The sequence below is a fragment of the Kibdelosporangium philippinense genome, from assembly GCF_021390435.2.
In the GTDB taxonomy this organism is placed as follows: domain Bacteria; phylum Actinomycetota; class Actinomycetes; order Mycobacteriales; family Pseudonocardiaceae; genus Kibdelosporangium; species Kibdelosporangium philippinense.
Genome location: NZ_JAJVCN010000001.1, coordinates 1,609,400 through 1,626,533 on the forward strand (window position 1 = coordinate 1,609,400; position 17,134 = coordinate 1,626,533).

The 17,134-nt window shown below is 64.4% G+C and carries 16 protein-coding genes and 3 pseudogenes; 10 read left to right on the forward strand and 9 right to left on the reverse strand.

The window, feature by feature from the left end:
* Positions 1-43: 43 nt before the first annotated feature.
* Together LWC34_RS07350 and LWC34_RS07355 are read right to left on the reverse strand one after the other, a co-directional pair.
* Positions 44-739 (reverse strand): creatininase family protein, encoded by a 696-nt coding sequence (locus LWC34_RS07350; protein WP_233723985.1) that lies wholly within the window; start codon positions 737-739, stop codon positions 44-46.
* Complete coding sequence (locus LWC34_RS07355) at positions 739-1,569, reverse strand: transglutaminase domain-containing protein (protein ID WP_233723987.1); 831 nt, start codon at positions 1,567-1,569, stop codon at positions 739-741. Before LWC34_RS07355 ends, LWC34_RS07350 begins: the two co-directional genes overlap by 1 nt.
* 52 nt (positions 1,570-1,621) lie before the next feature.
* Between LWC34_RS07355 and LWC34_RS07360 the strand changes: the two genes are divergently transcribed.
* Positions 1,622-2,524 (forward strand): nucleoside hydrolase, encoded by a 903-nt coding sequence (locus tag LWC34_RS07360; protein ID WP_233723989.1) that lies wholly within the window; start codon positions 1,622-1,624, stop codon positions 2,522-2,524.
* Here the strand turns inward: LWC34_RS07360 and LWC34_RS07365 are convergent.
* Positions 2,499-3,161 (reverse strand): annotated as a pseudogene (locus tag LWC34_RS07365) (aminotransferase-like domain-containing protein); the annotation flags it as partial. The gene LWC34_RS07360 and the pseudogene LWC34_RS07365 overlap by 26 nt on opposite strands.
* Positions 3,162-3,257: 96 nt before the next feature.
* On the opposite strand from LWC34_RS07365, the pseudogene LWC34_RS07370 reads away from it, so the two are divergent.
* Positions 3,258-4,076, forward strand: a pseudogene (locus tag LWC34_RS07370) (IS5 family transposase); the annotation flags it as partial.
* Between the two features lie 49 nt (positions 4,077-4,125).
* Here LWC34_RS07370 and LWC34_RS07375 read toward each other — a convergent pair.
* A pseudogene (locus LWC34_RS07375) lies at positions 4,126-4,899 on the reverse strand (aminotransferase class I/II-fold pyridoxal phosphate-dependent enzyme); the annotation flags it as partial.
* 29 nt (positions 4,900-4,928) lie between these two features.
* Here LWC34_RS07375 and LWC34_RS07380 point away from each other — a divergent pair.
* Positions 4,929-5,516, forward strand: coding sequence for a LysE family translocator (locus LWC34_RS07380; RefSeq protein ID WP_233723991.1), 588 nt, complete (start codon positions 4,929-4,931; stop codon positions 5,514-5,516).
* Positions 5,517-5,625: 109 nt separating this feature from the next.
* On the opposite strand, the gene LWC34_RS07385 is transcribed toward LWC34_RS07380, so the two are convergent.
* Positions 5,626-6,792, reverse strand: coding sequence for a cytochrome P450 (locus LWC34_RS07385; protein ID WP_233723992.1), 1,167 nt, complete (start codon positions 6,790-6,792; stop codon positions 5,626-5,628).
* Positions 6,793-6,882: 90 nt separating this feature from the next.
* Between LWC34_RS07385 and LWC34_RS07390 the strand changes: the two genes are divergently transcribed.
* Positions 6,883-7,482, forward strand: a complete 600-nt coding sequence (locus LWC34_RS07390; protein WP_233723994.1) for a TetR/AcrR family transcriptional regulator — start codon at positions 6,883-6,885, stop codon at positions 7,480-7,482.
* Here the strand turns inward: LWC34_RS07390 and LWC34_RS07395 are convergent.
* Positions 7,479-9,041, reverse strand: coding sequence for an AMP-binding protein (locus tag LWC34_RS07395; protein ID WP_233723995.1), 1,563 nt, complete (start codon positions 9,039-9,041; stop codon positions 7,479-7,481). The genes LWC34_RS07390 and LWC34_RS07395 overlap by 4 nt on opposite strands.
* Positions 9,042-9,211: 170 nt before the next feature.
* Here LWC34_RS07395 and LWC34_RS07400 point away from each other — a divergent pair, with 170 nt between their 5' ends.
* Entirely contained in the window at positions 9,212-10,006 is a 795-nt protein-coding gene (locus tag LWC34_RS07400; RefSeq protein ID WP_233723998.1) for a putative protein N(5)-glutamine methyltransferase, read from the forward strand.
* 166 nt (positions 10,007-10,172) lie between these two features.
* Here the strand turns inward: LWC34_RS07400 and LWC34_RS07405 are convergent, their stop codons facing one another.
* Positions 10,173-10,661 (reverse strand): methyltransferase domain-containing protein, encoded by a 489-nt coding sequence (locus LWC34_RS07405; RefSeq protein WP_235728773.1) that lies wholly within the window; start codon positions 10,659-10,661, stop codon positions 10,173-10,175.
* 246 nt (positions 10,662-10,907) lie between these two features.
* Between LWC34_RS07405 and LWC34_RS07410 the strand changes: the two genes are divergently transcribed.
* The gene (locus LWC34_RS07410; protein WP_233724003.1) at positions 10,908-11,672 is read left to right on the forward strand and encodes a transposase family protein; all 765 of its coding nucleotides are present in this window, start codon (positions 10,908-10,910) and stop codon (positions 11,670-11,672) included.
* A 22-nt stretch (positions 11,673-11,694) separates the two neighbouring features.
* The gene (locus LWC34_RS07415; protein ID WP_233724005.1) at positions 11,695-12,735 is read left to right on the forward strand and encodes a DUF5005 domain-containing protein; all 1,041 of its coding nucleotides are present in this window, start codon (positions 11,695-11,697) and stop codon (positions 12,733-12,735) included.
* Here the strand turns inward: LWC34_RS07415 and LWC34_RS07420 are convergent.
* A complete protein-coding gene (locus LWC34_RS07420) occupies positions 12,724-13,371 on the reverse strand; it encodes an RraA family protein (protein WP_233724008.1) in 648 nt (215 codons plus the stop codon). The genes LWC34_RS07415 and LWC34_RS07420 overlap by 12 nt on opposite strands.
* Before the next feature lie 95 nt (positions 13,372-13,466).
* On the opposite strand from LWC34_RS07420, the gene LWC34_RS07425 reads away from it, so the two are divergent.
* From LWC34_RS07425 to LWC34_RS07435, 3 genes are read left to right on the forward strand one after another with little or no spacing between them, the layout of a single operon-like run.
* Positions 13,467-14,618: a metallophosphoesterase gene (locus LWC34_RS07425; protein WP_233724011.1), complete on the forward strand. Its 1,152-nt coding sequence runs from the start codon at positions 13,467-13,469 to the stop codon at positions 14,616-14,618.
* Between the two features lie 4 nt (positions 14,619-14,622).
* The gene (locus LWC34_RS07430; protein WP_233724014.1) at positions 14,623-15,351 is read left to right on the forward strand and encodes a DUF4184 family protein; all 729 of its coding nucleotides are present in this window, start codon (positions 14,623-14,625) and stop codon (positions 15,349-15,351) included.
* On the forward strand, positions 15,333-16,601 hold the full coding sequence (locus tag LWC34_RS07435; protein ID WP_233724016.1) for a sulfite oxidase: 1,269 nt from the start codon (positions 15,333-15,335) through the stop codon (positions 16,599-16,601). The genes LWC34_RS07430 and LWC34_RS07435 overlap by 19 nt, the downstream gene beginning before the upstream one ends.
* Here LWC34_RS07435 and LWC34_RS07440 read toward each other — a convergent pair.
* Positions 16,588-17,112, reverse strand: coding sequence for an NUDIX domain-containing protein (locus LWC34_RS07440; protein WP_233724018.1), 525 nt, complete (start codon positions 17,110-17,112; stop codon positions 16,588-16,590). The two genes, LWC34_RS07435 and LWC34_RS07440, sit on opposite strands and share 14 nt — an antisense overlap.
* Positions 17,113-17,134 lie beyond the last annotated feature (22 nt).

Consider the following 17,134-nt stretch of genomic DNA (forward strand, 5'->3'; position numbering starts at 1 on the left):
AACCATCGTGAGTGGTTATCCAGGTTAGAACACGGATAACCACTCACGAGGGTTCTAGGGCCGTCAGGACTGCGGCGAAGGATGCCACCAAGCTGGCCAGTACGTCGCGGCCTTTCTCCGGTGTGGCACGAGACGGCAAGCCGATCACGCCGGACTTCGTGTACGGCGCCAATCCCAGCGTCAGCATGTGGTCACGCTCGTCTGCCAGGTGGTCGTGTTGCGCGTAGTCCGGGCGCACGACCTCCGGGTGGGCATGCAGCAAAATGGACACTTCCAGCTCGCCCGCGTGCATGTCGCTGACCATCGGAGTCTCGATGCCGCCAGCGTTCCTGGCGTTGTTCCAGTCCACTTCGGTCGGGAACAACGCCATCCCAGTGGATTCCTGGACCACATTGGACAGCACGTAGTTGCCGCCGTGCCCGTTGATCAGCACGAGCTTCCCGATCCCTGACCGGCGCAGCGACTCGGCGATGTCCCGCACGACCGCGTACAACGTCGGCGCCGAGATGCTCACGGTGCCGGGCCAGGCCGCGTGCTCATGCGAACACGACATGGTGATCGGCGGGAGCTCCAGCACCGGATAGGCCGAACTGAGCGCACGCGTGACCGTCGACGCGATGATCGTGTCGGTGGCCAGCGGCAGGATCGGGCCGTGCTGTTCGTGGCTGCCCACCGGCAGGATCGCGACCGTTGGCTGCTGGTCACGCACGTCGACGGTGGTGTTCAGGGGCAGGAACATCAGAGGATCGTTTCCTCGCGTTTGCGGGCCATGTTCATCACCTTAGCCGGGACCCGGATCCGGTCGTCGTTACGCAGCATGGCCTGCAATTGCTCGGTCGGCGCGGCCGGATGTTCGGTCAATTCGGCGAGCCGGTCGAAGAACTCCATGTCCACTTCGTCCTCCGGCTCGGGCATCATGCCCCAGACGTCGAACGGCAGCAGCGGCATGCCGATCAGCGCGGCGGCGTCGCGGATCATGTTGGCCGCGATCCACCAGTAGCCAACCTCGTTGAACATCTTCAGGCCGAACGTGTCGGGGTCGGCTTTGCCCGTACGGCACAGCTGCCATGCGCGGCCCGCGGTCAGGAACCTGTCCCGTGGTACGTCGGTGACGTCGAAATCGATCGGGAACCGGGCCATCTGCACGTCGTCGATCTGACCGTCGACCAGCACCCAGCGGGTGCCGTTCCAATATTCGGCCACCCAGTGGTCGTCGTGGAACCCGTTGTTGAAGTACGAACCGAACCCGCAGCGCGCTCTTGCACTCAGGCCTTGCGATTGCATCATGGAAACGAGCAATGCGGTGAAATGACGGCAATTGACGGCTGTGCGTTCCTGCGGTGGCCGCGCGATGTCCAATGGGCGGTCGTCCTGACCGGTGATGGCCGTCAGCAGCTCTTCAACCGGCCGGATGTGCACGGTCTTCCTGTCCTCTTCGGACAGTTCTACGTCGTAGAAGTGCGTCAGGTACTCGTGGATCAGCAGCCCGTGGCCGATCGCGGTCAGCGCACGGACGTCGGTCGGCAACGACTGGAACAGGTCGGCGTGTCGGCCTGGTGAAGTGAGCATGCCGCCAGCTTGGCGGAATTTATGCTTAATTCGCAAGGTATTCTCGCGAACTATGACACCTGTGGTGCTCGACTGCGACCCTGGCCACGACGACGTGTTCGCGATGGTGCTGGCAGCCGCGCATCCGGCGATCGATCTGCGGGCGATCACGACCGTCGCCGGGAACGGGCCATTGGATCAGGTGACGACCAATGCACTGCGGATCTGTGCGTTGGCGGGCATTGACGTCCCAGTCGCCGCGGGCTTGTCCTCGGCGGGAAACGAGAACGCGCCGTCGATCCACGGCGAGAGTGCCTTGGATGGCGCGGATTTGCCGGAACCAGCTGAACTGCTGGTTTCTGCGGACGCGGTGTCGTTGACCGAGCGCTCGCTCTCAGAAGGGCCGCTGACGATCATCGCGACAGGACCGTTGACGAACGTGGCCGCGTTGATTCGCAAGCGACCGGATTTGCGGCCCCGGATCGTGTTCATGGGCGGCAGTTGCGGCCGAGGAAACTGGCGGCCATTGGCCGAATTCAACATCTGGGTCGATCCTGAGGCCGCGGACACCGTGCTGTCCAGCGGCCTTGACGTGACGATGTGCGGCTTGGACGTCACCCATCAAGCCACCGCGACGCCGGACGTTTTCGAGAGACTTCGTGCGCTGGCAACGCCATTGGCTCTGACGTTGGCGGATCTGTTGGGATTCTTCGCATCCACGTACCACTCGGTGTTCGGAATGCCGGATCCACCGGTCCACGATCCCGTCGCGGTCGCCGCCGTTGCCGAACCTGGTCTACTTCGAACAGTAGCCGCGCCAGTCACCATTGAACTCGCCGGAACGCACACACGCGGCGCCACAGTTGTCGATTTGCATGGTGTGACAGGCAATCCGGCCAACGCTCAGGTCGCTCTAGGGCTGGATCGCGGAGGTTTCTGGGATGTGATGCTCAAAGCCGTCGAACGGCTCGGCTGATCGTCTCGATACCTGCTGCGATATCGCTCGGCGTGTTGGCGGCGTATCCCAGGACGAGCCCGGGAGGGTACGGATTCTGGCAATGCCAGGACAATGGCTGCACTTTGACGCCTTGTTTCAAGGTGGCCGCGGCCAAGTCCACATCGGAGAATCCGGCGTCGAACGTGATCATCAGATGCAGTCCGGCGGCGACGCCATGGACGGTGGCGCCGGGCAAATACTCGCGGACAGCCTTGACCATCGCGTCACGGCGCCGAACATGGCGCCTGCGCAGGAATCTCAGCTGCCGCTCCAGCTCACCGGAAGTCATCAACTCGGCCAGAACCAATTGGGGGAGCGCGGCATTGCCAAGATCGGCAATACGTTTCGCCGCAATGGCACGATCCCGGTACTTCGTGGGCACAAGCAACCAGCCGACGCGCAGTGCGGGAGCGAGCAATTTGGACACACTGCCCGCGTAACACACGCGCTCGGCCAACATCGACCGCAACGCGGGCACAGGCGCCCGGCCGTAGCGGTGCTCGGCGTCGTAATCGTCCTCGATGATCAACCCGTCCCAGCGCATCAGCTGTCGCCGACGGTCCCCGTCAAGAATCACGCCAGTCGGGAACTGGTGTGCGGGCGTCATCATCACCGCGTTGGTGTCCCCCAGCATGTCCACCCTTAGAGGGCATCTGATCTTGGTTGGGGCGATATGTCTGTGTCGGGTGACGGCTGATACCTTGATCAACTTGTGGGGTCCCGGCGTGCGTACCGCAGCGACTTGTCCGATGCTCGCTGGGCGTTGATCGAGCCAACGCTGACGGCGTGGCGTGCTGCCCGGCGTGGGCCGGGAACCGTGATGCGCGTGCATGACTTGCGGGAGATCGTGAACGCGATCCTGTACGTGTGCCGGACCGGGATCGCCTGGGAGTATCTGCCGCACGACTTCCCGCCCTGCAAGACGGTTTATGACTACTACGCCAAGTGGGAAGCCGATGGCACAACGGAAACGCTGCATGACCTGTTGCGTGACCAAGTCCGCGTCGCGAAAGGCCGCGCTGCTGCCCCGACGGCGGCGATCATCGACTCGCAGAGCGTGAAAACCTCCTGCAATGTCAGCGAATCCAGTCAGGGTATCGACGCGGGCAAGAAGATCAAGGGCCGCAAACGGCACATCGCCACCGATGTGCTCGGCCTGCTGCTGGCGGTAATCGTGACCGCGGCGTCGGTGCAGGATTCCGCTGGCGGGCAACAGGTTCTCGATCATCTCGCCGCTGCGCATCCGACCGTGTCGGCGGCATGGGTGGACGGTGGCTACAACAACACAGTCATCCGTCATGGAGCCCAGCGGGGTATCCGGGTTGAGGTCGTCAAACGCCCTTCTGCCAAGGGATTCCACGTGTTGCCCCGGCGGTGGGTAGTGGAGCGCAGTCTGGGCTGGCTGATGCAACACCGCCGACTCGCGCGCGACTACGAAGCCCTGCCCCAGCGGTCGCGCACGATGGTCCACTGGGCGATGACTAACATAATGAGCCGCACCCTGACCGGGGAATCCACCCAAACCTGGCGAAACGATCCACCCAAAGCAGACATTCTTGCCAAACTAAGATCAGATGCCCTCTTAGGCCTGCCGAATCCACCGGCACGGCAGGGGTTTCCATGCCCGCGTTGCGCAGATGCTGCCGTACGCCCAAGGATCCGGGGTCTTCGACGGCGACCCGGGTGATCCCGTCGGCTTGCAGAACCTGGGCGAGCAGACCAAGCGCTTGCGCAACACCGGCGACAATGACGACTTCGCTCGGATCCACCCGGATCCCACGGGTCCTGGCCAGCCAGGTCGCCACAGCAAGCCTTAGCTTGGGTGTGCCCCTCGGATCGCCGTAGCCGAACTCGGCCGGTTCCAGGGTGTTGAACACCGTGCGTTCGGCCCGCAACCACGCCGTCCGCGGAAAGGCCGCCAGATCCGGCACGCCGGGGGAGAGGTCAATCCTCGACGCCGCGGCCCGAAACGAGTCGAACACATCCTCCGCCGGATCGGTCGCGAACACGTCAGCAGTCGATGGCGGCCGATAGGGCCTCGCCGTCGGCGCCACGGTCGGCACCGCGACCACCACCGTCCCGCCACGACCACGCCCGGCAACGTGACCGTCCTCGATCAGCCGCTGATACGCCTCGGTGACCAGGCCACGGGACACGTTGAGCTCGGCAGCCAGCACCCTGGTCGCGGGCAGCCGTGAGCCGATCGGAAGGCGCCCGTCCGACATCGCCAGCCTCAGTTGCCCGGCCAACCAGTCAGCCCGGCCACCAGGGGGTGCGTCGGCGATCGTCAGTTGCAGGAAATCCGACCCGGAAGTTATGGACCCCTCAACCGGGCCCGGTTTGGCCCTACTCATGAGACCATTGTGGCAGCACAGTAGCGACCATGAGTATCGCTTTCCTGGTCACAACGTTGATCGCGGTCGCAACGCCGGGCACCGGCGCTCTCTACACCGTGACCACAGGCCTCACCCACGGCCGCCGCGCGAGCGTGATCGCCGCGTTCGGCTGCACCCTCGGCATCATCCCGCACATGGTCGCTACCATCACCGGCCTCGCGGCCCTTTTGCACACCAGCGCCCTGGCGTTCGACATCGTGAGATACCTCGGTGTGGCGTACCTGCTCTACATGGCGTGGAGCACACTGCGTGACAGGAGCGCACTGGTTGTCGAATCGGCACCGGCGCAGTCAGCCTCGAAGATCGTCAGCTCGGCGGTGTTGCTGAACCTGTTGAACCCCAAGCTGACGATCTTCTTCGTGGCCTTCCTTCCGCAGTTCGCCAGCACACCCCAGCGAATGCTCGAACTCAGCACGGTGTTCATGCTGGTGACCTTCGTGGTGTTCGCGCTGTACGGGATCTTCGCGGCGTCCATGCGTAACCACGTGATCTCGCGTCCGCGCGTGATGGCATGGCTCCGCCGGTTCTTCGCAGTGTCCTTTGTGGCCCTAGGCGCCAAACTCGCTGTGAGCTAAGAACGCCAGACGCTGCCACGCCGCTCATATTCGAGAATGGTCCCAACCTGCTGAGCCTGCTTGGCGCCAACGAACGCTCAACCAACCACACGGCCCTCACATCCTTGGTTTACCAGGTGATTGGCAGCTCCTGCAGACCGTGCACTGGTGAGAACAGCCGGAACGGCACCTCTTCGAACGGCACAGCCAATGCCAGCGAAGGGAATCGCTGCAGCAAAGCCGGAAACGCGATCTTCATCTCCATCCGGGCGAGTGGCGCCCCAAGGCAGTGATGCAAGCCGTGCCCGAAAGCCATATGCGCGGAGATCCTGCGGGTGATGTCGAACCGTTCCAGATCCTCCCCGAGGATCGGATCCCGGTTCGCCGACGGCAGCGAGCAGATCACGACATCGCCCGCGGAGATCGTCTGGCCGGACAATGAGACGTCTTCGACCGCGATCCGGGGGATTCCGGAGTGGACGATCGAGAGGTAGCGCAGCATCTCCTCGATGGCCTCGTCGACCAGCCTGCCCGCCCGGACCTCCGCGAGTTGGTCCGGATTGCGCAGCAGTAGCAACGTGCCCATGGCGAGCATGTTCGACGTGGTCTCGTGCCCGGCGAGCAACAGCAGATCGGCCACGCCGGTCAGTTCGACGTTGTCGAGTTCGTCGCCGTGTTCGCGGATCAGCATCCCGATCATGTCGTCGCCCGGATTCTTGCGATGTTCGGCGACGAGTTTGGCCATGTACGCGCGCGACGCCTCCATCGCGGCGGTCCGCTCCGCCATGTCCAGGGTCATGTCCAGCCGGATGCTCGCGTAATGCTGGAACTCCGCGCGGTCTTCGTATGGCACGCCGAGCAGTTCGCAGATGACCAGCGACGGTACCGGCAGGGCGAAGTTGGCGACCAGGTCGGCGGGCTTGCCTGCCTGCTCAAGCGCGTCAAGGTGATCGTTCACGATCGTCTCGATCCGGGGCTGCAACCGCCGGATCCGCCGCACGGTGAACTCGGGCGTCAGCATGCGGCGCAGACGAGTGTGGTCGGGCGGGTCGTAAGCGAGCAGGAATCCGCTCTTGGCGAGGTTGCCGGTCGCACGGCCTTCTGGCGAGTTGCTGAACTTGTTCGCCTCGCTGAACACGATTCGGATGTCCGAGTAGCCGGTGACCAGCCAGGCGTTCTCCGCCCACGGCAGGTTGACCTTTTTGACCGGCTCGTCCTCGCGGAGTTTGAGCAGTTCCGGCGGGGGATCGAAGCCGTCACGCCGGGCATGGATGGGTACTTCTGGCGCTGAAGTCATCAATGCTCCCAGTAAGTGATATGCAACTATCGCTTAATGCCACGCTAGCACAACTGGTAGTCGACTATCAGTCTGTTAGCGTTGCCAGGTATGACCGGGTCTTCGCAGCGCCCGTTGCGTGTGGACGCGGCACGCAACGCCGAGTTGATCGTCCGGGCCGCATGGCGTGCGTTCGCCGAATCCGGCACCGAGGTCCCGCTCGACGAGATCGCCAAGCGCGCGGGCGTCGGCGTGGCGACCCTGTACCGGCGGTTCCCCACCAAGGACGACCTGCTGCTGGCCATCCTGGAATGGCGCTACGCCGAGCACATCCAGCCCGCCGTGGTCAATGGTCTCGTTGACCCGGATCCATGGCACGCGGTCGTCTCAGCGCTGGAGACCGCGCTGACCATGGCGGCGGAGGCGCATTCGGTCATCAAGTCGGTGCGCGATCCCGGTCATTTGCTGTCCGGGCTGAAGAACCGCTTCATCGCCGACTTCACCACCATCGTGCAGCGCGCGCAGGAAGCTGGCGTTGTGCGCGCGGACCTGCGTGCGAGTGACCTGCCCATGGTGGTGTTCATGCTGATCAGCACGCTTCGTGTGGCACCCGACCCGGTGGAGGGCTGGCGGCGCAGTTGCGCGCTGCTGCTCGCCGGGTTGCGTCCTGGCTCCGACGTTCCGCTGCCGGAAGCCATAGGCGACTGTTAGGCCTGCTGCCGGAGTTTGAACCGCTGGATCTTGCCGCTGCTGGTTTTCGGTAGCTCATCGAGGAATTCCACCGCGCGCGGGTACTTGTAGGGCGCGATCGTACGTTTCACGTAGTCCTGCAACTCGGTGACCTCAGATTGTCCCTTGTGGACTCCCGGGCGCAGCACGACGAACGCTTTGACGATCATCCCGCGATCCGGGTCCGGTGCGCCGATCACCGCGACCTCCGACACGTCCGGATGCCCGGCCAGCGCGCTTTCCACCTCAGGACCGGCGATGTTGTACCCCGAAGAGATGATCATGTCGTCGGTCCGGCCCTTGTACCAGAAGTAACCGTCGGCATCCCTGATGAACGTGTCACCGGTGACATTCCAGCCATTGTGGACATACGTCTGCTGCCGGGGATCGGCCAGATACCGGCATCCGGTGGGGCCCTTGACCGCGAGACGCCCCGGCGTGCCGTCCGCGACTAGGTTGCCGTCGTCGTCCACAATGGTCGCTTCGAATCCGGGGACGGGTTTCCCAGTCGAGCCAGGGCGAATGTCGTCGTCCGCTGCGGAGATGAAGATATGCAGCAGTTCCGTGCCACCGATTCCGTCGATGATCCGAACGCCGGTGACGCGCTGGAACTCGTCCCACACGGGCTGCGGAAGATGCTCGCCAGCGGACACGCACCTGCGCAGGCTGGTCAGGCTGGATGCCTTGCCGGTAGCCAACATCGCCTTGTACGCGGTCGGTGCGGTGAACAGCACGCTGGCCTGATGACGCACGATGGCGTCGGCCAGTTCGTCCGGTGTCGCGCGTTCCAGCAAGAGAGTCGATGCCCCGACTCGCATCGGGAAGATCACCAGGCCGCCGAGGCCGAAGGTGAAACCGATCGGGGGAGTGCCGGTGAACACGTCGTCGGCTTCGGGCTTGAGGATGTGCTTGCCGAACGTGTCCGCGATCGCGAGCACGTCCCGGTGCAAGTGCATGGTCGCCTTCGGCCTGCCGGTCGTGCCGGACGTCGCGGCGAGCAGAGCGACATCGTCGGCGGCCGTGTCGACGGCTTCAAAAACGTCGCTTTTGGACTCGCTCATGCGCTGTAGCTCGCCGGCGTAGGTGATCACCGGCAGCGTGGCGTCGGCAAGGGCGTCGGTGAACCGGTCGTCGCTGATGATCAGGCTCGGCTTGGTGATCTCGACCATCGTGTCGATCTCGAGCTTGCGCAGCAACGGCATGGTCGTCACCACGACCCCGCCCGCCTTGAGCACACCGAACCACGCCGCGACCAGCCACGGATTGTTCGGACCACGCAACAGCACGCGATTGCCCGGTACCAGACCGTAATCCTCGGTCAGGACACGCGCGATCTGGTTGCTACGCCGGTCAAGCTCGCCGTAAGTCCAGAGCTCGGTGCCCGTCCGTAAGCACGGTCGATCCGCGTCGACCGGGGACAGCAATGCCGTGGCGCAATTGAGCCGCTCAGGGGCCGCCGGGTCGAGCAGGAACTCCGGCTGTTGCTCCTCGGGCGGGAGGTTGTCCCGGCAGAACGTGTCCACGTGGGCGGAGCGCGCCATCGCACCCTCCTACGGCTTCGGGTATGTCACTTGGGTGACGACCGTCAATTTCACTCTACAAGAAAGCGGGTGTCAAGGGCGTGTACTGTGGGTCGCGGCAGACCGACCGAGGAGGTGAGACCCATTAACGCCATGTCAGGCCGGGTGCTCGCCCAGGTTCACCAAGCGCGGTGAGAGCGCGAGCGCCTGAGAATCATCGAAAGGCGCCGGAGATCTACCCCGAAACAGTTTCCCGACTGCGTGCCGTCGGCTGCGTATTCGCCGAAGACGAAGCACGCCTCTTGATCGACGCGGCACAAGACGCCGCTGACCTGGCCGAGATGATCGAGCGTCGAGTGGCGGGCTTGCCGCTTGAGCACGTCCTTGGCTGGGCCGAGTTCCACGGGCACCGGATAGCGGTGGATCCGGGCGTGTTCGTTCCCCGCCGCCGTACGGAGTTCCTGGTTTCCCAAGCGCTTGCTTTAGTGAGACCGGGGAGCGTTGTCGTCGACCTGTGTTGCGGCTCGGGTGCGGTCGGCGCGGCTCTGGCAGCCGCTGCCGAGGTTGAGCTGCATGCCGTCGACATCGATCCCGCGGCCGTGAAGTGCGCGCGGCGCAACGTGTCCAATGTGTACTTGGGAGACCTGTACGCGCCGCTGCCCGTGGACTTGCGGGGGCGGGTGGATGTCCTTGTGGCCAACGCTCCTTACGTTCCGACGGAAGCGATTGCGTTGATGCCACCGGAAGCCCGGGACCATGAGCCTTTGGTAGCGCTTGATGGCGGGGTTGACGGGCTTGATGTTCAGCGCCGGGTCAGTGCCGAGGCTGTGGATTGGCTGGCGTCCGGCGGGCATCTCTTGATCGAGACCAGCGACCGCCAAGCCGAGCACACGGCGGCGGCATTCGCGCAGCACGGCCTACAGCCCCGAATCGAGCGCTCAGCCGACCTAGCCGCAACGGTAGTCATTGGCGACAACCCAGCCTGACCCCGTGTCCACCGTTCCTGCACACCGTGTCCACCATTGCGTGCGTGTGAAATACACAGTGCGTCACAGCGTTGAGGGCGTCACAGCTTGCGCCAGACCGAGACGTGCTGACGGCTGTCGCTGGTGAAGGGCGTGCGGTCCCAGTTGTCGAAGCGTTCGTGCAGCGTCATCCCGGCCATCCGGTCCAGTTCCGCGGCCCAGACATAGCGGAACGGCATGGAGAACTGGCTCTGCACAACGCCATCGGCGAGTCGATAGTGACGGGAGACCATTGCCTGGTTCGCGATGTCGTACTCGTCGAAGCCCGCGCGTCCTGGGTGGTCAGGTTCGTGATCGTGTTGAACACCAGGTAGGCAAGCTGGAACTGGCCGGGAACCTTGGCCGTCGCGAAGTCGCCGACGGTCACGTCGATCCCAGCCGAGGCGGGCACGCGGGCGAGCATTTCCGGCGACAGGTCGATGCCGTGCACCTCAACACCGGCTTCGCTCAACCGCACCGCGATCCGGCCGGTGCCGATGCCGAATTCGAGCGCCCGCCCGTCGCCCGCCAACGGCCGCAGGAACTCCACGACCGGGGTGACGGGCCGGTCCTTGACGTCCGAGTCGTAGTCCTTCGCGACATCCTCACCGAAATGGTTCACGCCGCACTCTGGCATCAGGCAACGCCAGGCGACCACTCTATTTCGGGCAAATGGGTCTTGACGGACTCGGCGTGATCACTAGCGTGAAGAGCATCCACTATGGACCAAGGGGCACTCATGTCATGGTTGCTGAGCGCGGTTCTCATGGTGTTCAGCACTATGAGCGTTATTCTGGCGACTTGATCACCTCAAAATAGGACAACGACCCCAGGCAAGTAAGATCGTTTTCCTCTCGCAGAAGACAACTTACAGGCGGGGTCGTTGCGTTATCAGTCTACTACAGGGCTTGCTGCTGACCAGATCCAGGAGCTTGTCGCGCGCATCTGGCAGATCATCCAATGCCATGAGAACCAAGCGTGGCCTCCGACCGTGGGACTGTATCGCGCTGTCGTGATCACTTTGGTGTACGTCCGACAGAATCTGAACCAGGCGGCCGTGGGCGATCTGTTCGGCGTCAGTCAGTCGACCGTATCGCGGATCTATCGAGGCATTCTCCCATTGATTGGGCAGGCCCTGTGCCTGCACATTCCAAACCTCAAGGAGGCCATCCGCGGCCGGCTCGTCCTGGTCGACGGAACCGATGTCCCGACCGGCAACCGTGCTGGTCACGAAGACAACTTCTCCGGCAAGCGGCGCCGCGCGGGGCTGAACATCCAGGTCGCCGCCGATACGGAGGGAGGCCTGCTGGGAATATCCGCCCCTCTGCCTGGCTCGATGCATGACCGGAAAGCGTTCGCCGAGTGTGACTGGGAAGATCTTCTGGCCGAGACCTCAGTCATCGGTGCCCCTGCCTATCAGGGCACTCACACGATTACGCCTCGCAAAAAGCCAAAGGGCGGCGAGCTCTCGGCTGGCGACAAGGTGAACAATAAATTCATCTCCTCACTTCGATCCGCCGTCGAGCGATGTATCGCGCATATCAAGAACTGGAAGATGATTGCGACCGGCTATCGAGGACGCCTTTCCGAGCTCCCCAACATCATCCGGATCATCACATCGCTCGAGTTCTATCGACTCGGCTGGTAACCCTCATGAATAACGCTCTATGGTGACGGCATTGCCGGTCAAGGTGACCTCGAATTTCGAGAACTATTGGGGTGTCAGCCTCAACCGGGACTGCGGGTTTTCTGAACCGCTGGCCAACGGGCAGGCCCTTTGGTTGTTCTGCGATACAGCGTGGACCGATTTCAACGGCAGCCACTTCATTCCAGGATCCACCGCGGCGGTCGGCCCGTACACTCCCGGCGAAGTCCCCACCCAGTTGAACGAGTTGCCGACGCCGCCGGGCGCCCCGCCGACGCCGCCCTACAACGGCGGCCCGTCGCAATTCCTGCCCGCGCCACCAGGTCTGCTCAATCCCAGTGGCGAGCCGTGCACGCCGAACATCGGCCAATACCCGGCTTCGTGGATCACTGGGATCGTGACCACCAGCCAGAACAACCTGCTGATCACCTACGCGGATCTCTGCGTCACGCACACCGAGAAGCCGTTCTTCATCCAGGGATTCGGTATCGCCGAATACACGCCAACCACCAACACAGTGACCGCGCGGACGACAGTGTTCTCCACGCCAGGAACCCAGCTGCCTGCCGCGAAGGTCCTCGGATCGCCGATCTACAACGGCGGGTTCCTCTATCTCTACGGCTTCGAATGCACGAACTGGTTCAGCGGAGTCTGCGTCAACGGCGTCACGAACGTCGCCAGAACCGATTCCTGGCGTACAGCCGGGAATTACCAGTGGTACGGGCAGGGAGCGTTCGTCCACGACGACGCACAGGCGACCAACATCATTCCGTCGGCCGCTGCCGGGGTTTCGATCCACCGGTTCGGTGCCAATGGACTGCACGCCATCCTGCAGAAGGACCTCGGCGGCGGCTTCGAAGTCTGGCGAGCGGCCACCCCGGCTGGCCCGTGGTTCCAGCGTTCGACGGGCAAAGTCGCCTGCCAGGGCGGCAGCGGGCACGACTTGTGCCGAGCGCTGACCGGGCATCCCGAGCTGTCGACGGACACTCACATGATGGTCTCGTACTTCAACCCGGGAAGCGGTCACGTCGAGGCGGCGCTGTTCCCATGGGACTCAGTCGAATGAAAGCTTGCTCGGCTCGCCACGCTTGAGCGCGTCGACGTGCGCGGAGAGGTTGGTGCCGTCGCTCAAAGTGCCGCCCGCGATCAGGTGCTCGGTCAGCTTGGCCTCGGCTTCCTTCACCGCGTGTGCCGCGTCGAGCAAGTCCGAGACGCGATCGGGATCGACGACGAGGAGACCTTCTGAGTCGGCCAGGATCATGTCGCCTGGGTTCACGACCACCCCGCCACACGTCACCGGGATCTGCAGTTCGCCGAGCTTGCCGGTGGTGCCTGCCATCGGGGTGACGAACCGGCTGTAGATCGGCAGCTCGCAAGTCGACACGAAACCGATATCCCGGTAACCGGCGTCGACGATGATCCCGCCGAGGCCGCGCGTCAGTGCGCCACGAGCGAACATCTCACCGGCCAGCGCGAGTTCACGGGCGCCGCCGTCGACCACGATCACATCGCCTGGAGCTGCGGATTCGATGGCACGCAGGACGCCGAGGAAGTCCTCACGGCACCGCACGGTGTACGCGGGCCCGAAAATCCGTGGCTGCGCGGAGCGGAGCTTGATCGCGCTTTCCATCACCCTGAGTGTCTTGTCCGCGTCGCAGATCGCGGTGGTGTCCACCTCGCGAAATCGTGCTGCCAGCGCCATCGGTCCTCCTGGTTTGCTGCTCGACGAACAGGCTAAGCCGGACGCACGGTAGCTTGGAGCCCGGAAGGTCATCTTTGTCCGGAAGGTCACTGTCCTTGTTCTTTTTGTTGCTCGGTGTGCCTGCCGCGCTCGCTCACTATTACCTCTGGCGAAGACTCGTGCGAGACACGACGCTCACGGGGAGCCGAGGCAGGCTGTACGGAACTGTGGCGCTGGCCGGCGCCTTCGTGATGATGTTGGCCGCCCTGTTGCTCCAGCGGGATGTCGCGGTCCTGGCGTGGCCAGGATTCATGTGGCTCGCGCTGATGTTCTACCTGACGCTCGTGATGGGCGTGCTGGAAATCCCGAGGCTGCTGGTCAATCGCCGCGTCAAGGCGCCCGCGCTGGTCGGCGCGGACGAGCCGGACGCGGTCCCGCTGCCGAGCAGGCGCGTGTTCGTCGCCCGGTCCTTCGCCGTGGCAGGCGGGATCACGGCGGGCAGCATCGTCGGCTACGGCGCGACCAAAGCCCTCGGTCCGCCCGAGATCACGTCGGTTCCCGTGCCGATCCGTCGGCTCGACCCGTCGCTCAGCGGCTTCCGGATCGTGGTGGTCAGCGACATCTACATAGGGCCGCTCGCCGGGCGCGGACACACCGAGCGCATCGTCCGCATGATCAACGAGCAGCAGCCGGACCTGGTCGCGGTGGTTGGCGACCTGGTCGATGGAAGCGTCGACCGGCTCGGCGAGGCAGCGGCACCACTGCGTGACCTGGTCAGCAAGCACGGCAGCTTCTTCGTCACCGGTAACCACGAGTACTACTCCGGCTACGAGCCATGGCTGGCCGAACTCGAGCGCCTCGGCGTGAACCCGCTGCGTAATGAACGACTGGCCATCGAACGCGGCGGCGCCAGCTTCGACCTCGCCGGTGTCAACGACGTCGCGGGCCGCCAGTTCGAAGACGGTCCGGACATCGCGAAAGCCCTGGCAGGCCGCAACACCGCCAACCCCGTTGTGCTGCTGGCACACCAGCCGATCCAGGTCGAACAAGCCTCGCAGCACGGCGTCGACCTTCAGTTGTCCGGGCACACGCACGGCGGCCAGATGTTCCCCTTCCACCTGGCGGTTCCGCTGCAGCAGCCGGTCACCGCAGGTCTTGAGAAGATCGACGACACGTGGGTCTACGTCACCCGAGGCGCCGGATTCTGGGGCCCGCCAGTGCGAGTGGGCGCGCCGCCGGAGATCTCGATGATCGAGCTGACCACATAGGACGATGCCCTTCACGCTGGCGCATCCGGCCGCCGTCCTGCCCTTCAAACGCTGGCTATGGTTTCCCGCGCTCGCCGCGGGAGCCATGGCGCCGGATGTCGCCTACTACCTGCCGTTGCCGATCGACACGCACGCGCTTGTCAGCGTGGTCACCGTCGACGTGGTCGTGGGCGCGCTGATGGTCCTCGTAGCGTGGGTGGCTCAACGCCCGTTCCTGGCGTTGTGCGGTGACGGTGTCCGCCGCCGAGCAAACGGAATGAAGGCGCCCACGTTGCCAATCCTTGCGGCCTCACTGGTGGTGGGCGCGGCGACGCACGTGGTGTGGGACGCCTTCACGCACACGCACGGGTTCATCGTTCAGAACTGGTCGCTGATGCGGATCTCTGTGGTCGGGCCGCATCGGCTGTACAACGTCTTCGGATACGTCTCCGCGATCGGCGGGATGCTCATCCTGGGGATTGTGCTGCGTCGCTGGTATCGCCGGACGCCACCGAGCGAGCCGCGTCGGCCTGCGGCGCGGCGCAAACCCTGGATCTTCGCGGGCATCGGGGCGGCGACAGTCGCGGGCGCGGTCATCGCGCTGGCTGACCTGGTGAGCCAGGTCAGCACTTACGACTGGGTACGCCAGTTGCTGCTCGGCAGCATCCAGGGCGCCGTGGCTGCGTTCGCGTTGTACGTGCTGGCGTTCTACGTCGTCAAGCCAAAGTCCGCTATGTGGACGCGCTGGAAGTAACCGGCGGCGGGCCAGAGACTGCCCGCATGCTGACCGACGAGTCGACATACGACCAAACGCGACACCAGCAATGGCTAGCGGGCCAGGCACGTGGCGTGTCCCGCCGTACCGTGCTCAGGATGTCGGCCCTGGCCGGGACCGCATTGGCCGTTGGGACACCAGAAACAGCGTCCGCGGCCGGTCCGATCGTGAAACCGCTGCCTCCTGAGCTGTTCGAGGTCTACGGAACCAACGCGGAAACCCGGTGGGAATCGTTGAGCGGTCAGGGATACCTCACGCCGATCGACCGGTTCTTCGTGCGCAACCACACATCCACGCCCACGATCGACGCGAACACGTGGCGGCTCAGGGTGTTCGGCAGTGGACTGCGCCACGGACCCGTCGAGTTCAGCTATCGCGAACTGCGTCGCATGCCAACCGAGACCACGACGGCGTTCATCGAATGCGCGGGCAACGGCCGCAGTTACTACACCAGCCAGCAAGGGCAGCAAGTGGCTGGCACGCCATGGAAACTCGGTGCGATCGGCGTCGCACGATGGCGCGGCGTCAAACTGTCGACCGTGCTCGCCAGAGCCGGGCTCAGCAGGAACGCGGTCGACGTGCTGCCGTCCGGGCTTGACGCCGACTTCGTGACCGGCGGCGTCAACCTCGGCAGGGTCCGCAGGCCGCTGCCGATCGACAAAGCGCTGGACGACGTGCTCCTGGCGTACGAGATGAATGGCCAGCCGCTGCCGCCCGACCACGGGTTCCCGGTCCGGCTGGTGGTCCCGTCCTGGGTGGGAATCTCGTCGATCAAGTGGCTCGGCGAGATCGAAGTATCCGAGACGCCGCTCGTGTCGCCGTGGAGCACGCAGTTCTACCGGCTCATCGGCCCCACTTACCCAGCCGAGGGCACAGTGGTCGCATGCCAGGTCGTCAAGAGCGCGTTCGAACTGGCTCGTGGCGCGACCTTGCAAGCAGGGCAGCGGCACATATTGCGCGGCCGTTCGTGGTCAGGCAACGGCCGGATCTGCAAGGTCGACGTCAGCGTGGACGGCGTCCACTGGCATCCCGCCAAGCCAACAAGCTACGCGCACGAGCGCGCCTGGCTGCAATGGGAATTCCCGTGGCACCCCAAGCAATCGGGCGCTTACGCGCTTCGCGCACGGGCAACCGATTCCACCGGCGTGACTCAGCCTGACGTCACGCCGTACAACACGCAGGGCTACCTGTTCGACGCGATCGTGCCGCATCCGGTCACTGTGGTTTGAACTCCGCTGGCCCGTCGAAGCCGAAGAATTTCAGCGCGGCCTCCTCGTGCAATGAGAACGCGAGTCCACGCGGACCGAAGATCACGCCGCGCTCGGACGCCTCGCTGTTCGGCGTGAAAGGTGGCAAATCGGCCGCTTGAACCTCGGGAGCGACCGAGAAAAGCAGTACGTGCCGTGGATCCGGCTCGGTCGAGGTGAACCACAGCGGCCGCAGGGTCGCCGAGTCCACGAGCATCCCGGCCTCCTCGCACAGCTCGCGCGCGCCCGCCTGCTGCCACGTCTCGCCTTGGTCGACGAAGCCGCCGACCAGCGCGAGCTGCCCGACCGGCGGGATGGATCGCCGCACCACGAGCAGACCGGTCCGGGAACCGTCCTTGACCGGCACGAGGACGATGGCGACCGGTGTCGGGTTCGCCCACGTCTGCATGCCGCATCCAGGGCAGACGCGGGGATAGGTGGACGTGTCGGTGTAGGCGGTCCCGCAGGATGAGCAGTAGGCGTCGCGCTTCATGACGTGCAACCTAGTGGTCACG

What these genes read in the sequence shown, in the direction of transcription:
- LWC34_RS07350 (WP_233723985.1), bottom strand. Translation starts at nt 739, where the DNA reads ATGTTCCTGCCCCTGAACACCACCGTCGACGTGCGTGACCAGCAGCCA.
- LWC34_RS07355 (WP_233723987.1), bottom strand. Translation starts at nt 1,569, where the DNA reads ATGCTCACTTCACCAGGCCGACACGCCGACCTGTTCCAGTCGTTGCCG.
- LWC34_RS07360 (WP_233723989.1), top strand. Translation starts at nt 1,622, where the DNA reads ATGACACCTGTGGTGCTCGACTGCGACCCTGGCCACGACGACGTGTTC.
- LWC34_RS07380 (WP_233723991.1), top strand. Translation starts at nt 4,929, where the DNA reads ATGAGTATCGCTTTCCTGGTCACAACGTTGATCGCGGTCGCAACGCCG.
- LWC34_RS07385 (WP_233723992.1), bottom strand. Translation starts at nt 6,792, where the DNA reads ATGACTTCAGCGCCAGAAGTACCCATCCATGCCCGGCGTGACGGCTTC.
- LWC34_RS07390 (WP_233723994.1), top strand. Translation starts at nt 6,883, where the DNA reads ATGACCGGGTCTTCGCAGCGCCCGTTGCGTGTGGACGCGGCACGCAAC.
- LWC34_RS07395 (WP_233723995.1), bottom strand. Translation starts at nt 9,041, where the DNA reads ATGGCGCGCTCCGCCCACGTGGACACGTTCTGCCGGGACAACCTCCCG.
- LWC34_RS07405 (WP_235728773.1), bottom strand. Translation starts at nt 10,661, where the DNA reads ATGCCAGAGTGCGGCGTGAACCATTTCGGTGAGGATGTCGCGAAGGAC.
- LWC34_RS07420 (WP_233724008.1), bottom strand. Translation starts at nt 13,371, where the DNA reads ATGGCGCTGGCAGCACGATTTCGCGAGGTGGACACCACCGCGATCTGC.
- LWC34_RS07430 (WP_233724014.1), top strand. Translation starts at nt 14,623, where the DNA reads ATGCCCTTCACGCTGGCGCATCCGGCCGCCGTCCTGCCCTTCAAACGC.
- LWC34_RS07440 (WP_233724018.1), bottom strand. Translation starts at nt 17,112, where the DNA reads ATGAAGCGCGACGCCTACTGCTCATCCTGCGGGACCGCCTACACCGAC.